Raw genomic sequence first — 23,281 nt, forward strand, 5'->3', positions numbered from 1 at the left:
TTATAAAAAGAAATCTAAATGGGTTTTAGTTCTACTAGTGATTGTGGCTGCTACTATTATTGTTTGTGACAATATCATTAAAGACAGGCAAACCAAGATTGCTGATAATACTTATAATTACAAAAGTATTTTATTTCGGTAAAACTTATATAAGTTTCGAATAATTTTTTAATTTCAAAGTTGAATAAATTCTGAACTAAGACGATGTACAAATATTTATTTCTTTTCCTGCTTTTCTTCGCCTACAAAGGCAAAGCTCAACAACTTCAACAAGTTGATAGCGTTATCAGAGAAGCAAAATTTGACACAGAGGTTAAAGAGAATAAAGTCAATTTCTCTGTGACAACTCCGCCTTTAATTCAAATATCGGGCGCTCCAAAGGGATACTATACTTTTTTTTGGGAGTTTGGTGATGGCCAATTCAGTCAAAAAGAAAATCCTGAGCATTCGTATGAGAAGACGGGAGACTATAATGTCAAGCTTTGGGTGACCAATAATTATGATGCAGGGAAAACTCCCACAACGCGACCTAAAAGTGTGAAAATTGATAAAGTAGACATGAAGGAGAATGCCTCAGCCTCGATATTACATGAGGAGGAAGTGTTTGACTTTACCAAAAACCGAGAACCCATTCCTAATGAAGAATTAGTGGTTGTTTTGACCTATAAAAATCCTTATCAGGAATTGACAGACGGGAGACTCTATTTCTTTTATAATGAAGCTAAGTATAAAACCGACAATTTTCAGTTAATAGATGTCCGTACATATAATGGAGAATATCCCATCATCTCTGAAGATCGATTGGCGCTTGATATTGATATTCCTTTTTCATCCATGCTGGCCTTTAATGGTGGTAATTTCATGAAGTCACCCCTTATCATCCAGGATACTAGTACCCAAGAAGAACTTAAAGAGCAGCTTGAAAATTCTAAGAAAGATTATAGGGAAATGAAGCAGATTGGATTTTCTAATTTTGAGCCAGGGGAAGAAAGAAATATTTTCTTTCAACTCAGAACAACACCGGAAATGTTGAAAGACACCAGTGCTATTATCAGTATCAGAGGGATTTATGTTCCAAACTCCAAATCTGCCAATCATAGTGTGAAGGACATGGAAATGGAGATCGTAACATCTCATGACCCAAATAAAATGACCACCAATGCCAATTTGATGGATTTTAGGAACAGAAACAAAAAGAATTTTAAATATAAAATTCAGTTTCAAAATAATGGGGAAGGGCCTGCCAACACTGTCCGTCTTGAAACGAATATTCCTGAGATATTTAATCAAGAGGACATCGAGCTACTGGATTTCTATCCCAAATGCGATATTTGCCCTGAAGAGGATGTCACATATAGTTGTTTGGATACAAGCTTCGTTGAAGATAAAGTCATATTTACTTTTAAAAATATTTATCTGCCCGGAAGTAATCAAAAAGGAGTGAATTCGTATGATTCAACCAAGGGCTTTGTAAGTTACAAAATCCCGCTGAAGGGAAAGATTAAAAAGCAAAAGTCTCAAAGTCAAACGGCTATATATTTTGATAAAAATGAGCCCATCATCACGAACTACGCTACCACACGCTTTACACCCGGTCTGTCAATTGGGCTAAAGGCTGGTAATATGCGAATTGGAAGTTTAGAAAATTTTCAGGAATGGTTTTTTGGTGCTACCCTATCTAGCTATCAAGCATTTAAAGGATATTTTCAATCCGAAGTATTGCTTTCGAGCAATCAATATACAGCTAGTAGGCTTTATACTGAGGAAAATAGGAGGGATGAATTTTTTGTAGATGTTTATGATTATCAAGAAGAATCCGAATTTCAGAATCTTAGCTTTTATGTTGTGCCGACTTCCTATCGATATAACCTAACGGATTTTTTGTCCGTTGGTGGAGGAATTCAAATAAAATGGGATATAAAAAGTAAATTAGAGAGAGAAAGAAATGGAGAATATACCATGGTAGTAGAGTCAGAAAATTTTGAAATGAGAGATCCTGAACAAGATACTTTTGAAGAATTTACTGAATCGGATACATTTACTAACTTTAGAGCTGCTACATTCATAGATTTGAATATCGGGAAGGTGAGAATTGGTCCCAGTGTCGGGCTTCGATATCACCACTATTTTAATGCACCCAGACATCAATGGCAATTCTATGCCATCTGGAAATTTTAGTACTTATGTCCCGTCAAATATTCTACTTTTTCCTTTTACTATTTATACATTTATTAAGCACTAATTTAGTAGCTCAAAACCTCGCTGACAGTATCTATAATGATTTGGATCAATTGGTTGAAAGCTATCCTTCCTTAAGCTCAATCAATACGGAACAATTAAGAATTGATGAGCACTACTCAAATCTGAGAACCGATGAAGAGCGATTAGCTTTGGTTATCATGCGATGTAATTTAGCTTTTTATTTAAAAGAATATGAGAAGCATTACGATGCAATTCAGCAATATCAAAAAGCCTGGAAGCTCTATCATTCACATAATCTAAAAAATTATGACATTATTGAATATTGCTTAAAACCATTAGGGAATTTATTAACGATGACAGGAAATTTTGCTGAAGCGGAAAACGTCATTGTACAATATATGCATATGGCAGAATCTGATAATGACGAGGAAAGCTATACAGCAGGGGTAATTAATCTATCCGTGGTCTATAATAACATCGGGAACTACCAAGAGGCGCTCGAATTACTGAGAAGTCATCTGAAGAAGGCAAATCCTAATAAAAACCAAAAGGAACTCATTGAGAATAATATTGCTTCCAATTTGTTAGCATTGGATAAGCACAAGGAGGTTAAAGATAAAATAAAGGAAAATGGAGCCAAATCAATTTCAGCCTTAAAAATTAAGGTACAATCTTATATAGAGGAGGAAGAATATGCTGCAGCCCGTACACTTTTTAAGGAGATTGAAAAGCTGTTGATCAAAGATAATAGTAGTCGACAATTAGCAAAATTTTATGTGGAAGAAGCTAGTTTTTATCATCTAATTTCCAAAAAGGACAGTGCGCAAATTCTTCTGAAAAGTGCTCTGAACTTATTGCTTCCGAATATTGAATTAGAAGAAATTAGGAAGAATTATTCACTGCTCTATGCAGAGAACACCTTTATAGATATATTCGATGCTTTTGCACTGTATTCCGAACAGCTTAATTTAAAGCTTGAGTATTTCAAGTTGAGTTTCTATGTTGAAGAATTATTATTAAAGAAGATCAATGATCCTCAATCGAAGCTCATTTTTCAAACTTCTTACCGAAAGCGAAGTGAAAAGTGCTTAAAATTGCTTTACGATGAATTCCAGAGTAATCAAAACGATAGCTTGATAAGGAATGCTTTCGAATATGCTGAAAATAGTAAGACTAGAGTCTTAAAAGAATCTGCAAACAGCAAGTCATTGCTAAAACGAAATCCGGAGGATAGTTTACTCATTAAAAAGGAAGTATTATTGAATAAACAGCAATCTTTTATTGGAGAATTGATTCGCAGGCGCCTGTCTAATTCGGAAGATACATTAAATAGGATAAATCAAGATTTTATTGATTTGAGTTATCAGTTGAGTGAAGTTCAAAAAAATATTGAAGAAAAATACCCAGAAATCAAGAATACCGAATCCGATTTAGAAGCTTTACAACAACAACTAAAGATCGATGACGCTCAGATGCTTTATTATTTTTATGGCGAGCAGGACCTGTATTTATTTCATATTGATGAAAATGATGCCATTTGGCAGAAAATTTCCCTTCAGGATAGATTTACAGAGCAGTTGGTTCATTTCGTGCGGTCATTTGAATCTCCAACTGTAATTAATAGTAATACAGAAAATTATGTAAATAGTGCATTTGAATTGAATCAAATATTAGGAGTTGGCTTAAATGAGGAAAGAGAAAATTTAGTTATTGTCCCAGATGGACTCTTAAGTTTTTTACCATTTGAAGCTTTGCTGACAGATGATGTGCTGCATTCAAATTACAGTAAGATGCCGTTTTTGATTAGAAAATACAAGCTGTCCTATAATCTGAGTTCAAGTTTTTATATAGAGAACCAGAAGGAATTAGATTTAGAAAGTCTGTATGGAGTATTCCCAGTTTTTAAAGAATCTAAGCGGTATTTAAAATACTCTGAGCATGAATTAGAGTTGATTGCTGGAATTTTTGAGGATAATTTCGATACATACCAAAATGCTACTCGCTCCAATTTTTTGACTAATTCAAATCAATATGATATCCTTCATTTATCAACACATGCTATGGGAGGTAGTTTTGCAATTCCTGCGTACATAGAATTCACGGATGATGTAATATTGTTACCGGAGTTATACTCCCTAAATTTGGACGCAGATTTAGTAGTTTTGAGTGCCTGTGAAACTGGTGTAGGACAAATCATTAAGGGAGCTACTCCCATGAGTCTAGCAAGAGGTTTTCAATATGCCGGAGTTCAAAATATATTGATGACGCAGTGGAAAGTTAATGATTTTGCCACTTCAAAATTGATGGAGGATTTTTACAAAGAATTAGTCAAAAATAAAGCTCCTTCTACCGCAATTAGAAAAGCGAAAATTTCATACTTGGATGACACTTCTATTAGTGGTATTGAAAAATCACCATACTATTGGGCAGGTTTCACTTACTATGGAAAGATAAAACAAGAAAAGCAAACCTGGATGGATTTGAAATATATAATATTACTCGGGTTATCGGCTGTTATTGTACTGCTTTTGTTTTACTTTTTCAGTCGAATTAAGAGGGTGAAATCATGAGTATTTTTCGTTTTAAGCAATTTTCGGTAAATCAGGAAAGTAGTCCAGCAAAAATCACAACTGATGCCACAGTCTTTGCTTCATCACTTCATATTTCTTCAGATGTAAAGAGGGTTTTAGAAATTGGGACGGGAACAGGAGTATTATCTTTAATGCTGGCCCAACGATATCCTGAAATCGAAATTGAAGCTTTAGAAATAAACCCCAAGGCATTTGAAGTAGCAGATAAAAACTTCAAAAACTCAAGATGGAGTTCTAGATTAAAAGCCCTTTTGGTAGATTTTAATAAATTTGAAAGCTCAAAAGAGTATGATCTTATATTCTCTAACCCACCGTTTTTTCAAAACAACCTTCAGTCAGAAGTAAATCATGGTAAAAATATAGCCTATCACACCAATAGTCTTTCATTTGCAAATTTAGCAAAAGGAATAAATTTGCATTTATCACGAAATGGAGAAGCCCATATTATGCTTCCTCCCTACGAAATGTCTTTGTTAGATAAAGAAATGAATGAATTGGGCCTTTTTTGCAAAAACATCATTGAACTAATGCATAAACCCAATAGTAAAATAATTCGGACTTTCAATATTTATGAAAGGGTAGAGCATCGAAGCCCAGCACCTTATGTTAAAATATATGTAAGGGATGAAAATAATGATTTCCACCCCTCCTATATTAAATTAATGAAAGATTACTTGACTATTTTCTAATCCTCAATTGTAATCTCATTTTCTTTAAATTGAACTCCTATGCTGTTAAGCTCTTGCAATATCGGTTGATATATTTCCTTTTTGATTGGAATCTGTACCCCTCGCAATTTAATATTTCCGTTCAAAACATTTTTTATGGCAATTCCTAAAGGCCAACCAACAGTTTTAGACATGGCTGTTTCCATTTGGTCATCTCCTTTTGAAACGATAGAGGAATCCAATCGAAATTTTTTACCATTCAGATCATATTCAAATTGGTGTTGCATTACGATCATATCTTTATCTTGTGGCTCTAAGCTCATTTTTTCTTCCATGATCGCTTGCATAACTTGAGCAGGACTACCTTCATTAATTGGTACCTTTTTATCTTCAAAAATTCCCAACCATTCAAGCTTTTTAAAAATTTCTGAATCCCTGCTGAACCCAAGGTTTTTGCACAATTTATCTTCAATTGACGCTGATTTATTGTACGGTAAAAATGCATTGAAGAAGTCTCTTTTGGACATCCCATCTAGACCTTCCATTTGGTAAGAGTCATCCGTGACCCCTAGTTGAACAAAGATATTCCATGCATCGCAAAAGCCGGCTTTTCTGAATGTACCTCTGATTAAAGTGGGAATTTCTTCAATGCCATAAACTTTTCTATATGCCAAAGAATTACGATTTGGATAGCCTTCAAAATCACCTAATCCATTTACCTCAATGGTTTCATATCTAGTAAATAGTTTATGATAAGGAATGTATTTGTATCTTCCGTTTCTGATAAACTGAGCAGTTCCCTGTCCTGCTAAAACCACATTTCTTGGGTTCCAAGTAAATTTATAATGCCAAGGATTATTATCACTTTCAGGAGCAACTAATCCTCCGGTATAAGATTTAAAAGAAGTCAATTTACCGCCTTTTTCTCTTATTTTGTCCATAGCTTCCATTGCAGTCATGTGGTCAATACCTGGGTCTAAACCACATTCCATTAAAATTATAATATTTTTACTTTTTGCAATGTCGGATAATTCATCTACATCAGTGCTGTTGTAAGATGCAGTTACCATATGTTTGCCTTGATCCACGCAAACCGTAGCTACTTTTGGATGAAACCTGGCTGGAAGCATAGATATGACCAAATCAGCTTTTGCAATTTCATCCTTGGTTTGGATTTCATTTAAGATATCAAATTGAATAGCAGAAGTATTAGGATGGTTCCCAGCCTTGTCTTCTGCTAGCTTAATGTCAAAATCTCCAATTCTAATATGCCAGTTTTCTTCCGGGGCATGTTTTTTCAGGTAGTTAATTAATGAAGTAGCAGACCTTCCTGCTCCTAATAATAAAATGTTTTGCATAGTTCTTTTAGTTTCCAAGGAAGCAAAGTTATTAATATGAATTCCTCAAAAAACCGAGAGTCAAAAAAAGTTAGTCGAAAAATGTAAAATAAGTAACATTTTGTAAGAACAGGTCTTTATTATTGCAGATATAATTTATTAATCTTAATATTAAAAACATTTGTTTGAACATCATTGATTATTAGCGGTGATAGACGGAGTTAATAATGAATAATAATATAAAACATACATGAAGCATGTTTTTTCGATTGATTTTCATTAATTAGGAAAGATTTGTTTTTTAAAGTAGAACTGATGCATAATCCACATGAATAGACAGGATATAGAAATATCGGATTTGAGGCGCATCACAGAATTGGTAAAGGAGCAATATAAATATGATTTTACCAATTATGCCATGTCCTCATTTCGAAGAAGGATACTTCGAATTATGGAGCTCTATAAATTCGGGTCTGCAGATTTATTGATCAAAAGGCTGAAAGATGATAAATCTTTCTTTGATGAATTTATAGCAGAGATCACTGTAAATGTTACGGAAATGTTCCGAGACCCTCCTTTTTGGAGAGAATTACGGGATAATGTAATTCCAAATATTTTATTGAATCATAATACCATCAGCATTTGGCATGCCGGCTGCTCCTCCGGTGAAGAGGTATTTTCTATGGCCGTTCTACTCAAAGAGATGGGTATTTTGGATAAAGCTAAAATCATAGCTACCGATATCGATAAAGTAATACTTGAAAAAGCAAAAAAGGGTCATTATTCCATGAAAAACATGGAATTAAACGAAAAGAACTACATCCGCTTTGAGGGTAAGAACAATTTCAAAGATTATTTTAAGGAAGAAAACGGGAAGGCAGTGATGGATAAATCTTTGATCCAAAATGTATCCTTCCGTGAACATGACCTAGTTCAAGGCGTGGTATTCAACAAGTTTGATTTAATCTTGTGCAGAAACGTGATGATCTATTTCAATCAGAACCTCCAAAATGAAGTATTGAAAAAGCATCATGAAAGTCTATTCAAATACGGCTACCTAGTTATTGGGTCCAAAGAATCTTTAATATGGTGTGAAATTGCCAATAAGTTTATTGTAGTAAATAACGAAGAAAAAATTTATAAGAAAATTAAAGACTGAGGTCTCTGCAAATTAGTACTCAATGGCTCGATTCAATCTTGATAATAAATATAAAGCGATAGTAATCGGAGGATCGGCAGGTAGTTTTCAAGGGATAACCCAAATTCTATCTTCCATTCCTGCAGATTTCAGCTTGCCTATTATCCTATGCTTGCATAGATTAAAGCATGTGCGCAATGGATTTGTTGAGGCTTTATCTATTAAGAGTATTAAGCCAGTGGTTGAGCCATATGATAAAGAAAATATAAAAAGGGGTAAGGTCTATTTAGCCCCTGCAAATTATCATTTATCAATTGAGTTAGGTAACTCTATTGCTTTATCAACTGAGGAAATGTTCAACAATTCAAGACCTTCAATCGACATTACCTTAGAAACTGCAGCCTATAATTACAGAGATAAACTAATAGGAATATTATTGTCAGGGGCTAATAAGGATGGTGCGCTCGGGATGAAGAGAATTAAAGATAGAAAAGGACTTACAATCATTCAGGACCCAGAGGAATGTATGATCGACACCATGCCTACTGCGGCAAAGAAAATTACTGAAATCGATTACACCTTGAAAGTTCAAGAGATTGTTCAATTCCTAAAGGAATTGGATAAATTGTATAAATGATTTCTGAATTATTGCCTTAAAAGCAATACAATTATATATATTTGGTGATGTTTGCCATTAAGAATGATTGATTTTTTTGAATTAAAAGTGATTAAAACATAGAGTGGAATTTTTTTATTTATTTCTTAGGATTTTAAGGATTAAGAGTAAATAGGATTTTTATCTCGGAAGTATTCATTTATGAAAGCATTATACAAAAACTTAGCACTTATCACTTCATTGCTTTTTACTATGAGCATCATAGGATTAGCATATTACCTGTTTATTTTCCCGGAAAGAATTGCTAATCAAACGCATCTCATCAGCTTGATGGAGGTGTCTGAATTGAAGCCCGTTTTGGAAGAGCTTTATATATTTAGTGCAATTTCCATTTTGTTAGGTTTTGTTTCTATTCTATTGCATTTATTTAATAGAAGTAGCAAAGATGAAAGTAATGTAGTTTACATTGAAAAATTCAAAGATAAAAAGGAGTCAAAGAATGCACAGTCTAAGGAAGAAGGTGATGAAAATATTGATGAAAATCTAAAAGAAATAAATGCTAGCCTCAAAAAGGAATCAGATAATAAAGCGAAAGCAGAGAAGTTACTGTCATTCTTAGCAGACCAAATGGAGGCAAGTCAGGGGGCAATTTATGTAACTGATAAAGATGACAAAAAGAATATTATAAAACTGTTTGCGGCTTATGCTTTTGTGCTTCCAGAAAGTCAAACAGTTTCTTATGAATTTGGTGAAGGGTTGGCTGGCCAAGTGGCGAAGGAACAAAAGTTGATTAATATTTCCGATATCCCTAAGGGTTATATCAAAATATTGTCTGGCCTAGGGGAAGCAAATCCTGCACACTTAATATTATGTCCTATCATGAAGGATAAAAAGCTTTTAGGAGTAGCAGAAATCGCCTCCTTTAAAAGCTTTACGAAATCTCATGAAACGTTGGTTGAAAAAGCATTGGCATTGATTTCAAATGACCTTGATAAAGGACCAGAAAAGGTAAAAGAGAAAAAATAATTCATTTTTTAGTATCAAAGAATTCAATATGTTTAAAAACATAAAAATCGGGACTAAAATAACTACAATTCTACTTTTTGTAGTTTTGGTAAGTGTTATTGCAGTTAGTTTTATTACTTATAACATGAACCGCGATTCAATTGAAAAATTGAATTTTGAAAAGTTGATGTCGCACAATTCCCAAAAAACTGAGAAGCTTAATGATATTTTTCAGGGTATTCAAAATAATGCGAATCATATTTCTGGGCTATTATCTATTCAATCAGGAATTAGAAGATATCAGGAAGAGGATACAAGTTTAAATGTAGATAGCTTAAAATCTGCAATTTTATTTGATATTGAATCTGATTTAAGATCATTTGTTGAAAATTATCCTGTAAATGCTGTAATTCTTACTGATCTAAACGGTGATATTATCTTCAACTCCAATAGTGCTATTAGTGAGCTTTCCGTAGGAGATAATCTTAAAAATTTAGATGAAGATTTTTATAATTCATCCATGACTTCAGCTACATTTAATCAGCCCGAAAAATATAGTGACAGTGAAATAGTGCTTTACGGCTTGCCATTGATAGATGACTATAATAGTCCTGCTGGCTTGTTAGTTTTAGCTAAAAATATGGAGCCTATTTATGAGATCACCAGAGCTAATTCAACTGGCTTTAAATCTTATGAAAGCATTTTGACAGTTCAAAGTGGAAATCAAGCATTATTTCTGTCCCCCTTACAGCAGATTGCTGATAGTTTGGCACCCGCTTCGGTAACTATCAAAGATGAAAATTCTGTTGGTGTGCAAAAAGCAGCACTGGGCGAAAAGGGATATGCCAAAGACAGAAATTATAATGGCACAGATGTGTTGTCTGCTTGGAATAGCATTCCAGCAGTTGGCTGGGGTTTAGCTTCCAATGTCAATGAGTCAGAAATTAATGAGCAATTGAATGGATTAATCACTAAGTTCATTTACACAGGTGTAATCATATTAATTATTTCGTTAATCATTTCTATAATTTTTTCCAGAGTATTACTTAACCCAATTATTTCTCTAAAGGAGACTTTGAAATTGTTGGGAAAAGGGATTTTACCTAATAATGTGCCCAAGAAATCAGATGATGAAATAGGAGAAATGGCTTCAATATTGGATGGTTATGTCTCTTCCTTAAAGAATACTGCCAATTTTGCCAAGCAAATTGGAGAAGGTGATTTTAAAGCTGATTTTAAACCTATTTCAGAAGAAGATACTTTGGGTAATTCCTTAATTAACATGAGGAATTCTATCCAGGAGGCAGAAAAAAGAGACAAAGAAAGAAATTGGATTGTTACTGGTGTTGCAGAAATAGGAGAAATTCTGAGAAGTAATGATAGCTTGGAGCAATTAGGTGATGAGATCTTGATGTATGTCACCAAAAAAATCGATGCTATACAAGGAGCTTTTTATGTGCTTAACGATGATGATACCGATAACTTGTTTTTAGAAATGAAATCAAGTTATGCTTACAATAAAAAGAAGTATTTAAAGGCAAGGTTCAAGTTTGCAGAAGGTTTAGTAGGGCAGTCTGCTATTGAACAAGATACATTATTAAGAACAGAAATTCCTCATGACTATGTAAGTGTTACTTCTGGGCTTTTGGGAGATCAGCGACCGAGTTCAATTTTAATCGTTCCCTTAATTACAGATGAAAAGGTATTTGGCGTTTTGGAATTCGCTGGATTTCATAAATTTGACTCCAGTCAGATAAAATTTGTAGAGGAAATCAGCTTAATTATTGCCCGAACTGTCTTCAATATTAAAGTGAATGAAAGAACGAGGAAGCTATTGGCTGAATCGCAGACTATGAGTCAAGAGCTCCAAGAGCAACAAGAAGTTCTTAGACAGAATGCTGAGGAAATGGAAGCAACTCAAGAGGAACTGAAACGCACCAACCAACGATTAGAAGATCAAATTGAGGAAGTGAACCGTACCCAGAAGCGTATGCAATTATTGCTTGAAAATGCTTCTGAGGTTATTACTATTTACGAGAAAGATGGAACAGTTCGTTATATTTCACCTTCTGTTGAGAAGATTTTAGGATACAGACAAGAAGATATTATTGATACAACAGAATTGGATAAGGTGCATCCAGACTCTAAAGATGAGGTACATCAACAATTTCTTTATTTGGTAGACAACGCGGATGAATCTATCACTATGCAACATCAATACCTGAATAGTGACAATGAGTATGTTTGGGTAGAAGTAACGGGAACTAATCAATTGGAAGATCCCGCTATTCAAGGTATTATTTTCAATACTAGAGACATCACGGAACGAAGACGCGCTGAGCAAGAGGAGCGCATGAGAAGTAAAATGCAGGCATTGTCTGAAAACTCAATCGATTTGATTACTCGAATCGATAATGAGGGAAAGTTCTTCTATGTTAACCCAATGATTGAGCGATATACTGGAAAAAGACCAGACGAAGTGATTCAAAAAGGATTGCACGAGGCAGATATCGAACCTAAAATCGTTGAGGCATGGGCTCAATTATTAGACAAGGTTAGAGATCAAAATGAAAAAGTAACTGAGGAAGTAGACTTCCCTTCTGAGATGGGGGATAGGGTGATGCAAGTTAATGCCATACCAGAATATGATGAGGAAAAAGTATTGGAATCGGTTCTAGTAGTTTCTCATGATATTACCGATAGAAAAGCCATCGAATTAGAAATTGCCAGTAAGAATAAGAAAATCACGGAATCAATAAATTATGCCAAGAGAATTCAAGGAGCAATCCTTCCTAATAATCAAGTGATTAGGCAACAATTACCTGATTCCTTCATTCTATACAAAGCAAAAGACGTTGTCAGTGGCGATTTCCCATGGTATATTGAAGTTGATGACGTTATATATATTGCAGCAGTTGATTGTACAGGACATGGTGTACCGGGAGCATTAATTTCTTTAATTGGCTACTTCTTATTGAATGACATCGTTAGGTCTCAAAAAATCAGTGACCCTGGCGTGATTTTAGATAAATTAGATGCAGGAGTTACTTCTACTTTAAGGCAAGATAGGGATGATTCTACTACTAAAGACGGAATGGATATTGCTTTCTGTAAGATTGACAAGAAAAAGAATCAAATTGAATATTCAGGTGCCCACAGACCATTATATTATTTACACAATAATGGAGAGTTGGATGAGATAAAGGGTAATAAGTTCCCAATTGGTGGGGGTATTTACCGAAATCAGACCAATTTTGATAATCATAAAATTAAGTATAAGTCCGGTGACGCAGTATTTTTCTGCTCCGATGGCTTCCCGGATCAATTTGGGGGTTCACAAAATAGAAAATTTGGTCCTAAGCGTTTGAGACAGACAATAGTCGACAACCACAGTAAATCGATGGACGAAATGCATATTATATTTGATGAAGCATGGGAAAACTGGAAGGCGGACTACAAACAAACAGATGATGTCTTATTAATTGGCATTAGATTTTAACTGGGAAAAGTTTAATTATAAATAAAATTATTTAATTTAAGGCTTGAAATGAATCTGGCTATAATTTGAGTACGGCTTTTTAACCTATTAACAACATGAAGTATATATACGACCTACATAAAACCATGCTGTCCAGAAACCTTATACTGGTTTACGAAGGGGAATTTACCCAAGAGATTACAAAATCAGTTTTGGCAATGGCAGAACGAAACATGGATTCTATGGGTGAGGAGTCAAGCATAAAGCGAAAGGTGTTTAATGTAATGGTAGAGTGTTTGCAGAATATTGTGAAGCATTCTGATGATTTTAATCCACTTTCAGCAAAGCGTAATGCAGCTATTTTTATTATTGGAAAAGAAGATGATCGTTATGTAGTAACGAGTGGAAATCCAGTTGATACAGAAGCGGCAGAATCACTAAAAAAGAGAATAGATGAAATTAATAAACTAGATAAGGACGGTTTGAAAGCTATGTATAAGGATATTATTAAATCTAATAGCTTATCGAACAAAGGTGGTGCAGGTTTGGGATTTGTTGATATGGCTCGGAAGTCTGGTCAAAAATTAGAATATGACTTTGAAGACATGGGCGAAGGATTTCATTTCTTTTCACTTACCACTACGATTTTGAGATTTTAAAATCTGAATTTTAGTTTAACTTTTAAATTTAAAACATAAAATTAAATATGGAAATCATTAACCTTGAAGGAACAGAGGATACCCCTAAAATATTATTGGATAAAGGAAATGGTATTTTTGAAATATCTGGAAGATCATTACCAGAAGATTCAGCTGAATTCTATCAACCAATTTTAGATTGGATTGCAGCCTATGGTGAAGATCCGAATCCTGAAACTCTATTTACATTTAAACTAGAATATTTCAATACGGCCTCTTCAAAATTAATACTAGATGTTTTATCGGCTTTAGAAGATATTGATGGAGTAACCATCGACTGGTATTTTCATGAAGATGACGAGGATATGGAAGAAGCAGGTGAAGAGTTTTCAGAACTTGTTGAAATTCCGTTCGAATTCAAAACCTATTAATTAATACTGAGAAGTTTTAATTTGTATTATGGGCCATGCGATTAATGGCCTATTATTTTATTACTAAGCTATAACCCTCTTTTTATATGAGTGAAGAGATACTCAAAGCCTTAACTCAATTATTTGGAATTATCACCAAGCAGGATGGAGGAGCCACAGAAAAGGAAAGAAATTTCGTTATTGGTTTCTTCCAGCAAGAGCTTGACCAAGACTCTATTAAAGAGTATTTGGAGCTATATGACAAATTGGTGGGATGGGGAGAAGAACCAGAAAAAGAGGAAGAAGACGGTAAAGCTAAAAAGAAAAAGCTTACCTCAGTTAGAGATTCGGTTAGAACTTTAGCTATATGTAAAAAAATTAATAAAACCCTTACCCAAAAGCAAAAGGTTGTAGTATTGATCAAGCTTTTGGAGATGGTCTCCTCAGATAAGAATTTTACACCACAAAGAATGGAAATCATTGATACGGTTTCCAATGTTTTTAATATTGTTAAAGACGAATTCAAACTAATTGAAAGCTTTGTTACTAAAACAAAATCTTCTGACCTTGAGGAGTTTGAAGATATATTATCGGTCAATAATGATACCCCCATTGAAGATAATCTACATGTACATGCTGATATCGATGGCGAAATACTCTTCTTGAATGTAAGAAGTGTAGATATGTACTTCGTTAAATATACCGGTTCAGAGGAAATAAATCTTAATGGCTTCATCATGAAAACAGATGGAGTTTATTTGTTTTCTCATGGAAGTACAATTAAAACGCCTAAAGGCGCGGCATTATATTATTCCGAGTTGATACGGAAATTCTTATCAGATGGAGAGCAAGTCAATTTGTCTTTTAATGCTGAAGATATTGTCCTTCAATTTCCTAATGGAGAACTTGGACTCAGAAATGTAAATGTTTTTGAGGGCCCAGGTGAATTAGTGGGTATAATGGGTGCTTCAGGTGCAGGTAAAACTACTCTTTTAAATGTTCTAGCTGGAATTCAGTCACCTACTTCAGGTCATATTAAGATTAATGGTCTTGATTTGAATCAAGATCAAGATGAGCTGCAGGGAATAATCGGATACGTATCTCAAGATGATTTATTGATTGAGGAATTAACCGTTTATCAAAACTTGTATTATAATGCTAAGCTTTGCTTTGCTAAGATGACTGAGGAAGAAATCCATAAAAGAGTTATGGATACTTTAGAAAACTTAGGACTCGAAGCTAGGAAGGATTTAAGAGTGGGTGGCGTGTTGGATAAAACGATATCAGGTGGTCAGAGAAAAAGGCTAAATATCGCTTTGGAATTAATTCGTGAGCCAGCGGTAATGTTTGTAGATGAACCAACTTCTGGATTGTCATCTCGTGATTCTGAAAATGTAATCGATCTTTTAAAAGAATTAACACTTAAGGGGAAACTAATTTTCGTAGTTATCCATCAGCCTTCATCAGACATATACAAAATGTTTGATAAGATGATTATAATGGATACTGGAGGATATCAAATATTCTATGGCCATCCTGTAGAAGCCGTTACCTATTTTAAGAAAACTACAAATCAGGTAGATGCCGATCGAGGGGTTTGTCCTACTTGTGGTAATGTGAATCCTGAACAAATATTTAATATCGTTGAGGCAAAAGTGGTAGATGAGTATGGTCAATTAACCAATAAGCGAAAAATCAACCCGAGCCAATGGCGGGACTTTTACTTAGAAAGTTTTGATCACAAACCTGTAAAAGATGAAGAGGAAGCCCCACCATCTACTCTGGCTATCCCCAACAAGCTCAAGCAGACAGTAATATTTACGATACGAGATACCTTATCAAAATTAAGTAATAAGCAGTATTTACTAATCAATTTGTTGGAGGCTCCGTTTTTGGCGCTTTTGCTGGCTTTCATAATAAAGTACAGAAGTGCCCCATCGGGTGAGGAGTATATCTTTAGATTTAATGATAACCTTCCGGCCTTCCTCTTAATGAGTATTATTGTTGCCTTGTTTATGGGGCTTACAGTCAGTGCGGAAGAAATAATCAGAGATAGGAAAATATTGAAACGTGAGTCGTTCCTGAATTTAAGTTGGAATAGCTATTTACTTTCTAAAATCACAATTTTATTTACATTATCTGCTATTCAAACACTGACCTATGTAATCATTGGAGTGCTGGTACTGGAAATAAGAGATGCTACTTTTAGTATGTGGGCTATTTTATTTACCACCTCCTGCTTTGCGAATGTATTGGGATTAAATGTAAGTGCCGCATTCAAATCAGCTGTTACCGTGTATATCCTTATCCCACTTTTACTTATCCCGCAAATGATTTTAAGTGGCTTGTTGTTTAGTTTCGATAAGTTGAATGATTTTATAAGCACGAAAGGTAAAGTGCCCATAGTGGCTGATTTAATGACATCAAGATGGGCATATGAGGCATTGGCTGTTGATATGTTTAAAAATAATACCTATCAAGAATTCTTTTTTGATATTGAATCCGATGAAAAGACCGCGGATTTTAAATCTTCTTTTATGACCAAGAAGATCAGGGAAAAATTGAGAGTGATTGAAAATAATTTAGGATCTGATGAAGAGCAAGCGGAGCAGGAAATAGAGTATGCAACTGAAGTAATTTTTAACGCACTTGAGAAAGAGCCATTCAAAGGTAGTTTGGAAGGGGAGGATTTGAAAGAAATCCTTAATCCTGAGAAAATGAACCAAGAAAAGATTAATAAGATCAGTAGTTATACAGATCAGTTAAGGGATCACTACTTGAAAAAGTTTAATTTGGCTATCAAGAAAAAAGAGACTTTACAATTTCTAATGGAAAATGATTCTTCATACCAGTTTGACCTGAATGAAGCAAAAGATAAATACTACAATGAGAGTTTGGCTGATTTAGTGAGGAATTTAACAGTTGAAGACCGAGTAATTGAATTTAAAGGCGAGTTAATTCAACAAATTGACCCTGTATTTAACAAGCCTAAGGAACCAGATAACCTTCTTAATTATCGAACTCACTTTTTTGCTCCGGAAAAGTATTTTGCCGGAGCCTACATTGATACATTTTATTTTAATATTATTGTAATATGGTTCATGTCTTTAATTCTTTATATTACTTTGTATTTTGAACTTTTCGGTAAGGCAATTTCATTTTTCGGGAATATTAAGCTGAAAAAGAAAGAATCATAAATAATTGTTGTTAAATTCACTTTTTTGATGCTTATATAAAAGGTATATATTGAAAAAAGTGGATTTATGAAAAAAGAGAATTTGTATTAACTTAAGGAATTTCTATTTTTGTTATGATAAAAAACATTTTTATGAAAAACATACTCTTGGGGCTACTTGTAATTGTTACTGTTCTAGCCTCCTGTGACTCGAAGAAAAAACCTTCAGCAGAAGAAATATCCGGTGTTCTGGATTCTGTTAAAATAGAGGAACCCTCTATTTCCGAAGATGTTATTTCTGATATTATTCAGCAGATTCCTTCTCCTTTAGAAATATCTACTTTATTGAAGGAGTCGGAAACTAAATACGACAAAGAATATCTTAATGACCCTGAAAAAATATCTGATTATAATAGTAATTATAAAAAGGCATTGGCTTTAGGTGTTTATGGTACTGATTTAGGATATACTAATATCTATGAGCAAAACCAAGATGCTTTATTCTATTTGAATTCCATTAAATCTTTGGCGGATGATTTAAGTATTGGGCAGTTTTTTGACATAGGTACTATAAAAAGATTAGCTACCAACAGTAAAAATCTGGATTCACTTTTGTTAATAACTACCAAAAATTTCAATAACATTAATAATTATTTGCAAGAACAAAAGCGTTCTAACTTAAGCATACTGTTATTATCAGGTGGTTGGTTGGAAGCTTTGTATATTGTGGCTAGGGTTTCAGAAAAAAATCCCGATAATGAGCAACTTAAAGAGACTATCGCTGAGCAAAAGGTTATCATGGATAATGTTGTCTTATTGATGTCTTTTTATAAAGAGAACGATCCTAATATTAGACAGTTGTCCGATAGATTTGAGAAGCTTCAAGAAGAATTTAATAAGATTGAAATAAAGACTGTTTATCGTGAACCGACATATGAAGTTGTAGATGGCATGCTTGTTGTTAAAGACAACAGTACAAGTGAAATCATCATGAAAGATGAGAATATTGAAGCAATAAGAAATCAGGTTTACGAAATTAGAGAGAACATTATTAACTAAGAAATTATATGAAAAAGCTAATCTTTGCATTAGGAATAATATTTATATCAGCCTCTGTACAGCAAACGTACGCTCAGTGTAATACTGAGAAGCATATAGAAGCTTGTATTCCTAAATTACAATCAGGCTTTACTTTTTTGAAAAGCTACAACATAGATGGACAAGGCGGTGCTAAGGACAAAGTAGAATATTCTTATGTATTTACAAAAGGGGCAACATACCAGGTAATGATTTGCAACGATGGTGCTGCGACTGATGGTATAGTATTAACCTTGTATGATTCAAATAGGAAAAAAGTAGCTTCAACGATGTATGAGGGATCAACTTTGTCTAGTATTGCATTTCCGTGTCAAGTCACAGGGATTTATTATATAACCTTTACATTTGAAGGCAGTTCAAATTACTGCGGAGGAAGTGTTTTAGGATTTAAGAGATAGTAATTTATTTTTGATAGTTTTAATATATTTAGAAGCAGGCCTAGCCTGCTTTTTTTATTCTCTGAATTTTTCTTTATGCGAAATACCGTTCATTTTCAGCACAAAGCAGTCTTTTACCAAAGTGAACCTATTAGTTCTTCTACAAATGAGATTTGGTTTGTTTTACATGGTTATGGACAGCTCCCACAGTACTTCATCAGGAAATTTAAGGAAATCTCAACTAAAGAGAGGATTATTGTTGCCCCTGGTGGACTATCACGTTTTTACTTGGACGGGTTTTCAGGAAGAGTTGGAAGTACTTGGATGACTAAAGAGGAAAGATTGCTCGATATAGAGAACTATATAAATTATCTTAATTCAGTTGCAGAGGAAGTTCTGAGCTGTGATAAGGATGTGAAAATTACTTTGTTTGGTTTTTCACAAGGCTCTGCTACTGTTTGTAGATGGGCGGAAAAGCTCAATTTTGCTTTCAGTCGATTAATTTTACATTCAGGTGCTTTCCCGCCTGATATTGATTTTTCGGGACTTGGAAATCAACTAAAAGACAAGCAGGTTTTTATGCTAAGAGGAGATCAAGATGAGTTTATTAATGAAGAAAGGAAAGCTGAACAACAGGCATTAATCGAAAAATTAGATGTGCAAGTGAAGCAGATTGAATTTCAGGGTAAACATGATATTCATGTGGATTCATTAAGAAAAATTATTGAGCAGTAGCATTTTGGGCCTTGCCAAATGTATTGGCTTGCTTGTATTTTTTGAACCAACTCTTGACCTTCATCTGAATTACTCCAAAAATTGCCTCCTTAAATATCTTTTTTGACATTTTTGAAACGCCTTTACTTCGATCTGTAAAGATGATGGGCACTTCTTCAATTCCAAAACCATGTTTCCATGCTGTAAATTTCATTTCAATTTGGAATGCGTAACCAATAAATTTTATTTTATCGAGCTCAATAGTTTCTAAAACTGATCTATGGTAGCAAATAAAACCAGCAGTGGCATCATACACTGGTAAGCCCGTGATGAAGCGAACATATTTACTGGCCAAATAGGACATCAACACCCTACCCATAGGCCAGTTTACAACATTTACACCCGTTTTGTATCTTGAGCCGATGGAAAGCTGAACATCTTCTCTACTGCAAGATTTTAGTAATTCAAGTAAATCCAACGGATTATGAGAAAAATCTGCATCCATTTCAAAGATATACTCATATTTGTGTTTTAGAGCATACTTGAAACCTTCAATATACGCTGTGCCCAATCCTAATTTTCCTAATCTTTCAATGATGTGGAGCTGATCTGAATATTCACTCTGTAATTTTTTAACAATGTCGGAAGTGCCATCAGGAGAATTGTCATCAATTATCAAAATGTCAAATCTTGTTGATAATAGAAATATAGCACGAATTATGTCTTCTATATTTTCGCGTTCATTATAAGTTGGTATGATGACTAAATTATTCTTCATAAATCTTAATCAACTTCAAAACTATAAAATCTTTTCAGATATTGCTGACCAATTAAACAAAAGAATTCAATGAGTAGCAATAAATGTGTGTTTTTAGATAGAGATGGTGTTTTAAATAAAGAAAGAGGAGATTACACTTTTCAGATTGACGAGTTCGAGATTATTGATGGTGTTAAGGATGCATTAAATCTGCTGAAGCATTCGGGTTATTTGTTAATTGTAATTACTAATCAAGCAGGTATTGCCAAAGGGCGGTATGAAAAGGAAGATGTGATGATTTGCCACAACTATTTACAGGCAGAAACAGGAGGCTTAATAGATGATATTTTTTTCTCTCCTCATCACCCTATTACAACTGAATCTTTGTTAAGAAAGCCTGACAGTCTGATGATAGAGAAAGCTATAGCCAAATGGAGTATTGATCCAAGCCTATCTTACATGATAGGAGATTCTCTTAGAGATCTAGAAGCTTCTGAAAAGGTAGGAGTGAAGGGTATATTAGTAGGCGAGAAGGAGAAAGCGAACTTCACTGCACCAAAAGCTCAAAACTTGTTGGATGCAGTGAAAAAATATATTCTAAGCAGGAGCAATGTTAGTTAATCTAAAAATCGCCCAGGTAAAACAAGACCGATTAAGCAATACTAGATGCCTGTATAATTAAATGGTGTAATATCTTTTAATTCATTTTTAATCGCATCAGTCACATCCAGCTGCTCAATAAATTCTGAAATGGTACTTTGTGTAATTTTCTCATTTTTACGAGTTAAAGCTTTCAGTGCTTCATAAGGAGCAGGATAAGCCTCTCTTCTCAGAATGGTTTGTATAGCCTCCGCAACAACAGCCCAATTTTCTGTTAAGTCCTGTTCAATGGCTGATGGATTTAGTTCTAACTTACCTAGCCCTTTTTTCAATGATTCAAAAGCGATGATTGAATGGGCAAGCGGCACTCCGATATTTCTTAAAACTGTAGAGTCTGTTAAATCCCTTTGTAATCTTGAAATAGGAAGTTTGGCTGATAGGTGTTCAAAAACTGCATTGGCTATACCTAGATTTCCTTCGGCATTTTCAAAATCAATAGGGTTGACTTTGTGCGGCATGGCAGAAGAACCCACCTCATTTTTGGCAATTTTTTGCTTAAAATAATTCATGCTAATGTATTGCCAAATATCTTTACTTAAATCTATTAAGATGGTATTTAATCGTTTGAACGTATCAAAGTGAGCGGCTAAATGGTCATAATGCTCAATTTGAGTAGTAGGTTCTGAACGCTTAAGCTCAAGATATTTCTCACAGAAGTTATTCCCAAATTTTCTCCAATCAATATCGGGATAAGCAACATGATGAGCATTAAAATTTCCTGTGGCTCCACCAAATTTTGCAGCAAAAGGAATGTTTTTCTCCAACTTCAATTGCTCCTGCAAGCGAATTTCAAATACAGCAATTTCCTTTCCTAACCTAGTTGGAGAAGCTGGCTGTCCATGGGTTTTTGCAAGCATTGGAACATCTTTCCATTCATTGGCATACTTCCCTAAAATACCTTTTATTTCTGTTAAAAAGGGTAAATACACTTTTTCTGTGGCGTGCTTTAATAAAAGTGGAGTGGCCGTATTGTTAATGTCTTGAGAGGTTAGTCCAAAATGGATAAACTCTTTTTGGGCACCGATCCCCAGCTCATCAAATTTTTGCTTTAGAAAATATTCTACCGCCTTCACATCATGATTGGTGGTTTTCTCTATTTCCTTAATCACTAACGCATCTTTTTCATTAAAATCAGATGCCAAAGCACGCATTTTTGGGAACAAGGTATGATCAAAGGCTTTAAGTTGTGGTAATGGAAGCTCGCAAAGGGCAATGAAGTATTCTACTTCTACATGAACTCTGTATTTAATTAGTGCCCACTCAGAAAAGTAGGGGGCAAGACTTTGCGTTTTTGTTCTATACCGACCATCAACTGGAGAAATGGCACTTAAAGTAGTTAAATCCATGAGCATAAAAATTTAAAGGTGCAAAGATAGGTATTTTATGATTATTGAAGCAGTTAATATGAAATAGAATACTTAACTGTTACGATTTACAGTATTGATAATTGATCTCAGATTAATGGATTTCAGCTGGTATCTTCCAAACGGTGAGTTATTGTTGAATACTCATTTTTCTGAACCATTTCCACTCTGCGTAAAAAGTGCCAAAAGGAATTAAAGAAGCGGCTAGTGAAAGCAGTGTTAACTTCATTGTCCAATTTCTTTTATAAGCTGCATATACTACCAGAACACAATACGCAATGAAAAGTACACCATGTGCCATTCCTACAAAATAGTTGGGTTGTGGCATATTCAGCATATATTTTAGCGGCATTGTTACGCCAAGCAATATGTAGGAGATACCTTCTAAAATAGCTATAACTCTTAAGTTTTTAATCATTTTAATAAATACTTTTAAATGAAATACAAAGTAAGGGTTGCCTAATATGTAAACCAATACTTTTCATATATAAAATGCGAAATTGATTAGGTGAGGGAGTTAAAATTTGACATTTTTGTGCCACGATTTATAAAAATTACTTATATGGAATTTAAAGGAAAGGTTATAAATATTTTACCCGAGGAAAAAGGTCAGGGTAAAAATGGAGAATGGAGAAAGCAATCTTATATTTTTGAAACGCAGGAGCAATATCCAAAGAAAATTTGTGCCGAGGTTTGGGGAGATAAAATTGATGGTTTTAATATCAAGGAAGGGGAAGAGCTAACTGCTAAAATAAATATTGACAGTAGAGAGTATAACGGGAAATGGTATACTAATGTGAAAGTTTGGGCTGTTGATAGGGCTTCAGATGGAAATGTAGGAGGTGTTCCAAATGCTCAAAGTGATAATTTCCCACCGGCCACTGGAGGGATGACTTCACCACAAGATGCGCCACCTCCAAGTGAAGATGATGAATTGCCATTTTAAAGCTATTCTAATTCAAGTACCCTTTCCTAAATGTTTCATTTTGGAAAGGGTATAAATAATTTAAACAAGAATTTGTAGGCAAAAATATATCAATAACCCTTCCCAGT

Annotated in this window: 19 protein-coding genes; 15 read left to right on the top strand and 4 right to left on the bottom strand. The window is 34.3% G+C overall.

The features are described 5' to 3' along the window. Positions 1-204 precede the first annotated feature (204 nt). The 3 genes from Q3Y49_RS11820 to Q3Y49_RS11830 are packed head-to-tail and all read left to right on the top strand — an operon-like array spanning position 205 to position 5,482. A complete protein-coding gene (locus Q3Y49_RS11820) occupies positions 205-2,178 on the top strand; it encodes a DUF7849 domain-containing protein (RefSeq protein ID WP_303268402.1) in 1,974 nt (657 codons plus the stop codon). 5 nt (positions 2,179-2,183) lie between these two features. Next, positions 2,184-4,772, top strand: a complete 2,589-nt coding sequence (locus tag Q3Y49_RS11825; protein WP_303268404.1) for a CHAT domain-containing protein — start codon at positions 2,184-2,186, stop codon at positions 4,770-4,772. Then, a complete protein-coding gene (locus Q3Y49_RS11830) occupies positions 4,769-5,482 on the top strand; it encodes a tRNA1(Val) (adenine(37)-N6)-methyltransferase (protein WP_303268406.1) in 714 nt (237 codons plus the stop codon). Before Q3Y49_RS11825 ends, Q3Y49_RS11830 begins: the two co-directional genes overlap by 4 nt. Here the strand turns inward: Q3Y49_RS11830 and Q3Y49_RS11835 are convergent. Beyond that, positions 5,479-6,819, bottom strand: a complete 1,341-nt coding sequence (locus Q3Y49_RS11835; RefSeq protein ID WP_303268407.1) for a saccharopine dehydrogenase family protein — start codon at positions 6,817-6,819, stop codon at positions 5,479-5,481. The two genes, Q3Y49_RS11830 and Q3Y49_RS11835, sit on opposite strands and share 4 nt — an antisense overlap. Positions 6,820-7,126: 307 nt before the next feature. Between Q3Y49_RS11835 and Q3Y49_RS11840 the strand changes: the two genes are divergently transcribed. The 10 genes from Q3Y49_RS11840 (at position 7,127) to Q3Y49_RS11885 (ending at position 19,468) form a co-directional block, all read left to right on the top strand. Then, positions 7,127-7,957, top strand: a complete 831-nt coding sequence (locus tag Q3Y49_RS11840; protein ID WP_303268409.1) for a CheR family methyltransferase — start codon at positions 7,127-7,129, stop codon at positions 7,955-7,957. 22 nt (positions 7,958-7,979) lie between these two features. After that, positions 7,980-8,573 (top strand): chemotaxis protein CheB, encoded by a 594-nt coding sequence (locus Q3Y49_RS11845; protein ID WP_303268410.1) that lies wholly within the window; start codon positions 7,980-7,982, stop codon positions 8,571-8,573. A 180-nt stretch (positions 8,574-8,753) separates the two neighbouring features. Continuing rightward, entirely contained in the window at positions 8,754-9,578 is an 825-nt protein-coding gene (locus tag Q3Y49_RS11850) for a GAF domain-containing protein (protein WP_303268412.1), read from the top strand. A gap of 28 nt (positions 9,579-9,606) precedes the next feature. Further along, the gene (locus Q3Y49_RS11855) at positions 9,607-13,056 is read left to right on the top strand and encodes a PAS domain S-box protein (RefSeq protein WP_303268413.1); all 3,450 of its coding nucleotides are present in this window, start codon (positions 9,607-9,609) and stop codon (positions 13,054-13,056) included. Positions 13,057-13,151: 95 nt separating this feature from the next. Then, the gene (locus Q3Y49_RS11860) at positions 13,152-13,694 is read left to right on the top strand and encodes a SiaB family protein kinase (protein WP_303268414.1); all 543 of its coding nucleotides are present in this window, start codon (positions 13,152-13,154) and stop codon (positions 13,692-13,694) included. A gap of 47 nt (positions 13,695-13,741) precedes the next feature. After that, a complete protein-coding gene (locus Q3Y49_RS11865; RefSeq protein ID WP_303268415.1) occupies positions 13,742-14,104 on the top strand; it encodes a DUF1987 domain-containing protein in 363 nt (120 codons plus the stop codon). Positions 14,105-14,190: 86 nt separating this feature from the next. Continuing rightward, entirely contained in the window at positions 14,191-17,280 is a 3,090-nt protein-coding gene (locus Q3Y49_RS11870) for an ATP-binding cassette domain-containing protein (protein ID WP_303268416.1), read from the top strand. A 131-nt stretch (positions 17,281-17,411) separates the two neighbouring features. Then, positions 17,412-18,317 (top strand): hypothetical protein, encoded by a 906-nt coding sequence (locus Q3Y49_RS11875; protein ID WP_303268418.1) that lies wholly within the window; start codon positions 17,412-17,414, stop codon positions 18,315-18,317. A gap of 8 nt (positions 18,318-18,325) precedes the next feature. Then, positions 18,326-18,754 (top strand): hypothetical protein, encoded by a 429-nt coding sequence (locus tag Q3Y49_RS11880; RefSeq protein ID WP_303268419.1) that lies wholly within the window; start codon positions 18,326-18,328, stop codon positions 18,752-18,754. Positions 18,755-18,829: 75 nt separating this feature from the next. Next, complete coding sequence (locus Q3Y49_RS11885) at positions 18,830-19,468, top strand: alpha/beta hydrolase (protein ID WP_303268420.1); 639 nt, start codon at positions 18,830-18,832, stop codon at positions 19,466-19,468. On the opposite strand, the gene Q3Y49_RS11890 is transcribed toward Q3Y49_RS11885, so the two are convergent. Next, positions 19,455-20,225, bottom strand: a complete 771-nt coding sequence (locus Q3Y49_RS11890; protein WP_303268421.1) for a polyprenol monophosphomannose synthase — start codon at positions 20,223-20,225, stop codon at positions 19,455-19,457. The two genes, Q3Y49_RS11885 and Q3Y49_RS11890, sit on opposite strands and share 14 nt — an antisense overlap. Before the next feature lie 69 nt (positions 20,226-20,294). Between Q3Y49_RS11890 and Q3Y49_RS11895 the strand changes: the two genes are divergently transcribed. Continuing rightward, positions 20,295-20,825 (top strand): D-glycero-alpha-D-manno-heptose-1,7-bisphosphate 7-phosphatase, encoded by a 531-nt coding sequence (locus tag Q3Y49_RS11895; RefSeq protein ID WP_303268422.1) that lies wholly within the window; start codon positions 20,295-20,297, stop codon positions 20,823-20,825. A gap of 41 nt (positions 20,826-20,866) precedes the next feature. Here Q3Y49_RS11895 and purB read toward each other — a convergent pair whose 3' ends face one another. Then, positions 20,867-22,210, bottom strand: a complete 1,344-nt coding sequence (purB, locus tag Q3Y49_RS11900) for an adenylosuccinate lyase (protein ID WP_303268423.1) — start codon at positions 22,208-22,210, stop codon at positions 20,867-20,869. Positions 22,211-22,358: 148 nt separating this feature from the next. Then, positions 22,359-22,646: a DUF3817 domain-containing protein gene (locus Q3Y49_RS11905; protein WP_303268425.1), complete on the bottom strand. Its 288-nt coding sequence runs from the start codon at positions 22,644-22,646 to the stop codon at positions 22,359-22,361. 144 nt (positions 22,647-22,790) lie between these two features. On the opposite strand from Q3Y49_RS11905, the gene Q3Y49_RS11910 reads away from it, so the two are divergent. Continuing rightward, on the top strand, positions 22,791-23,174 hold the full coding sequence (locus Q3Y49_RS11910; protein ID WP_303268426.1) for a DUF3127 domain-containing protein: 384 nt from the start codon (positions 22,791-22,793) through the stop codon (positions 23,172-23,174). The last annotated feature ends 107 nt before the right edge of the window (positions 23,175-23,281 follow it).

This window comes from Marivirga harenae, from assembly GCF_030534335.1.
Lineage (GTDB): Bacteria > Bacteroidota > Bacteroidia > Cytophagales > Cyclobacteriaceae > Marivirga > Marivirga harenae.

Coding starts and splice junctions, on each gene's coding strand:
- Q3Y49_RS11825 (WP_303268404.1), top strand. CDS start 2,184: ATGTCCCGTCAAATATTCTACTTTTTCCTTTTACTATTTATACATTTA.
- Q3Y49_RS11905 (WP_303268425.1), bottom strand. CDS start 22,646: ATGATTAAAAACTTAAGAGTTATAGCTATTTTAGAAGGTATCTCCTAC.
- Q3Y49_RS11835 (WP_303268407.1), bottom strand. CDS start 6,819: ATGCAAAACATTTTATTATTAGGAGCAGGAAGGTCTGCTACTTCATTA.
- Q3Y49_RS11890 (WP_303268421.1), bottom strand. CDS start 20,225: ATGAAGAATAATTTAGTCATCATACCAACTTATAATGAACGCGAAAAT.
- purB (WP_303268423.1), bottom strand. CDS start 22,210: ATGGATTTAACTACTTTAAGTGCCATTTCTCCAGTTGATGGTCGGTAT.
- Q3Y49_RS11865 (WP_303268415.1), top strand. CDS start 13,742: ATGGAAATCATTAACCTTGAAGGAACAGAGGATACCCCTAAAATATTA.
- Q3Y49_RS11840 (WP_303268409.1), top strand. CDS start 7,127: ATGAATAGACAGGATATAGAAATATCGGATTTGAGGCGCATCACAGAA.
- Q3Y49_RS11855 (WP_303268413.1), top strand. CDS start 9,607: ATGTTTAAAAACATAAAAATCGGGACTAAAATAACTACAATTCTACTT.
- Q3Y49_RS11830 (WP_303268406.1), top strand. CDS start 4,769: ATGAGTATTTTTCGTTTTAAGCAATTTTCGGTAAATCAGGAAAGTAGT.
- Q3Y49_RS11910 (WP_303268426.1), top strand. CDS start 22,791: ATGGAATTTAAAGGAAAGGTTATAAATATTTTACCCGAGGAAAAAGGT.
- Q3Y49_RS11895 (WP_303268422.1), top strand. CDS start 20,295: ATGAGTAGCAATAAATGTGTGTTTTTAGATAGAGATGGTGTTTTAAAT.
- Q3Y49_RS11870 (WP_303268416.1), top strand. CDS start 14,191: ATGAGTGAAGAGATACTCAAAGCCTTAACTCAATTATTTGGAATTATC.
- Q3Y49_RS11860 (WP_303268414.1), top strand. CDS start 13,152: ATGAAGTATATATACGACCTACATAAAACCATGCTGTCCAGAAACCTT.
- Q3Y49_RS11820 (WP_303268402.1), top strand. CDS start 205: ATGTACAAATATTTATTTCTTTTCCTGCTTTTCTTCGCCTACAAAGGC.
- Q3Y49_RS11880 (WP_303268419.1), top strand. CDS start 18,326: ATGAAAAAGCTAATCTTTGCATTAGGAATAATATTTATATCAGCCTCT.
- Q3Y49_RS11850 (WP_303268412.1), top strand. CDS start 8,754: ATGAAAGCATTATACAAAAACTTAGCACTTATCACTTCATTGCTTTTT.
- Q3Y49_RS11875 (WP_303268418.1), top strand. CDS start 17,412: ATGAAAAACATACTCTTGGGGCTACTTGTAATTGTTACTGTTCTAGCC.
- Q3Y49_RS11845 (WP_303268410.1), top strand. CDS start 7,980: ATGGCTCGATTCAATCTTGATAATAAATATAAAGCGATAGTAATCGGA.
- Q3Y49_RS11885 (WP_303268420.1), top strand. CDS start 18,830: ATGCGAAATACCGTTCATTTTCAGCACAAAGCAGTCTTTTACCAAAGT.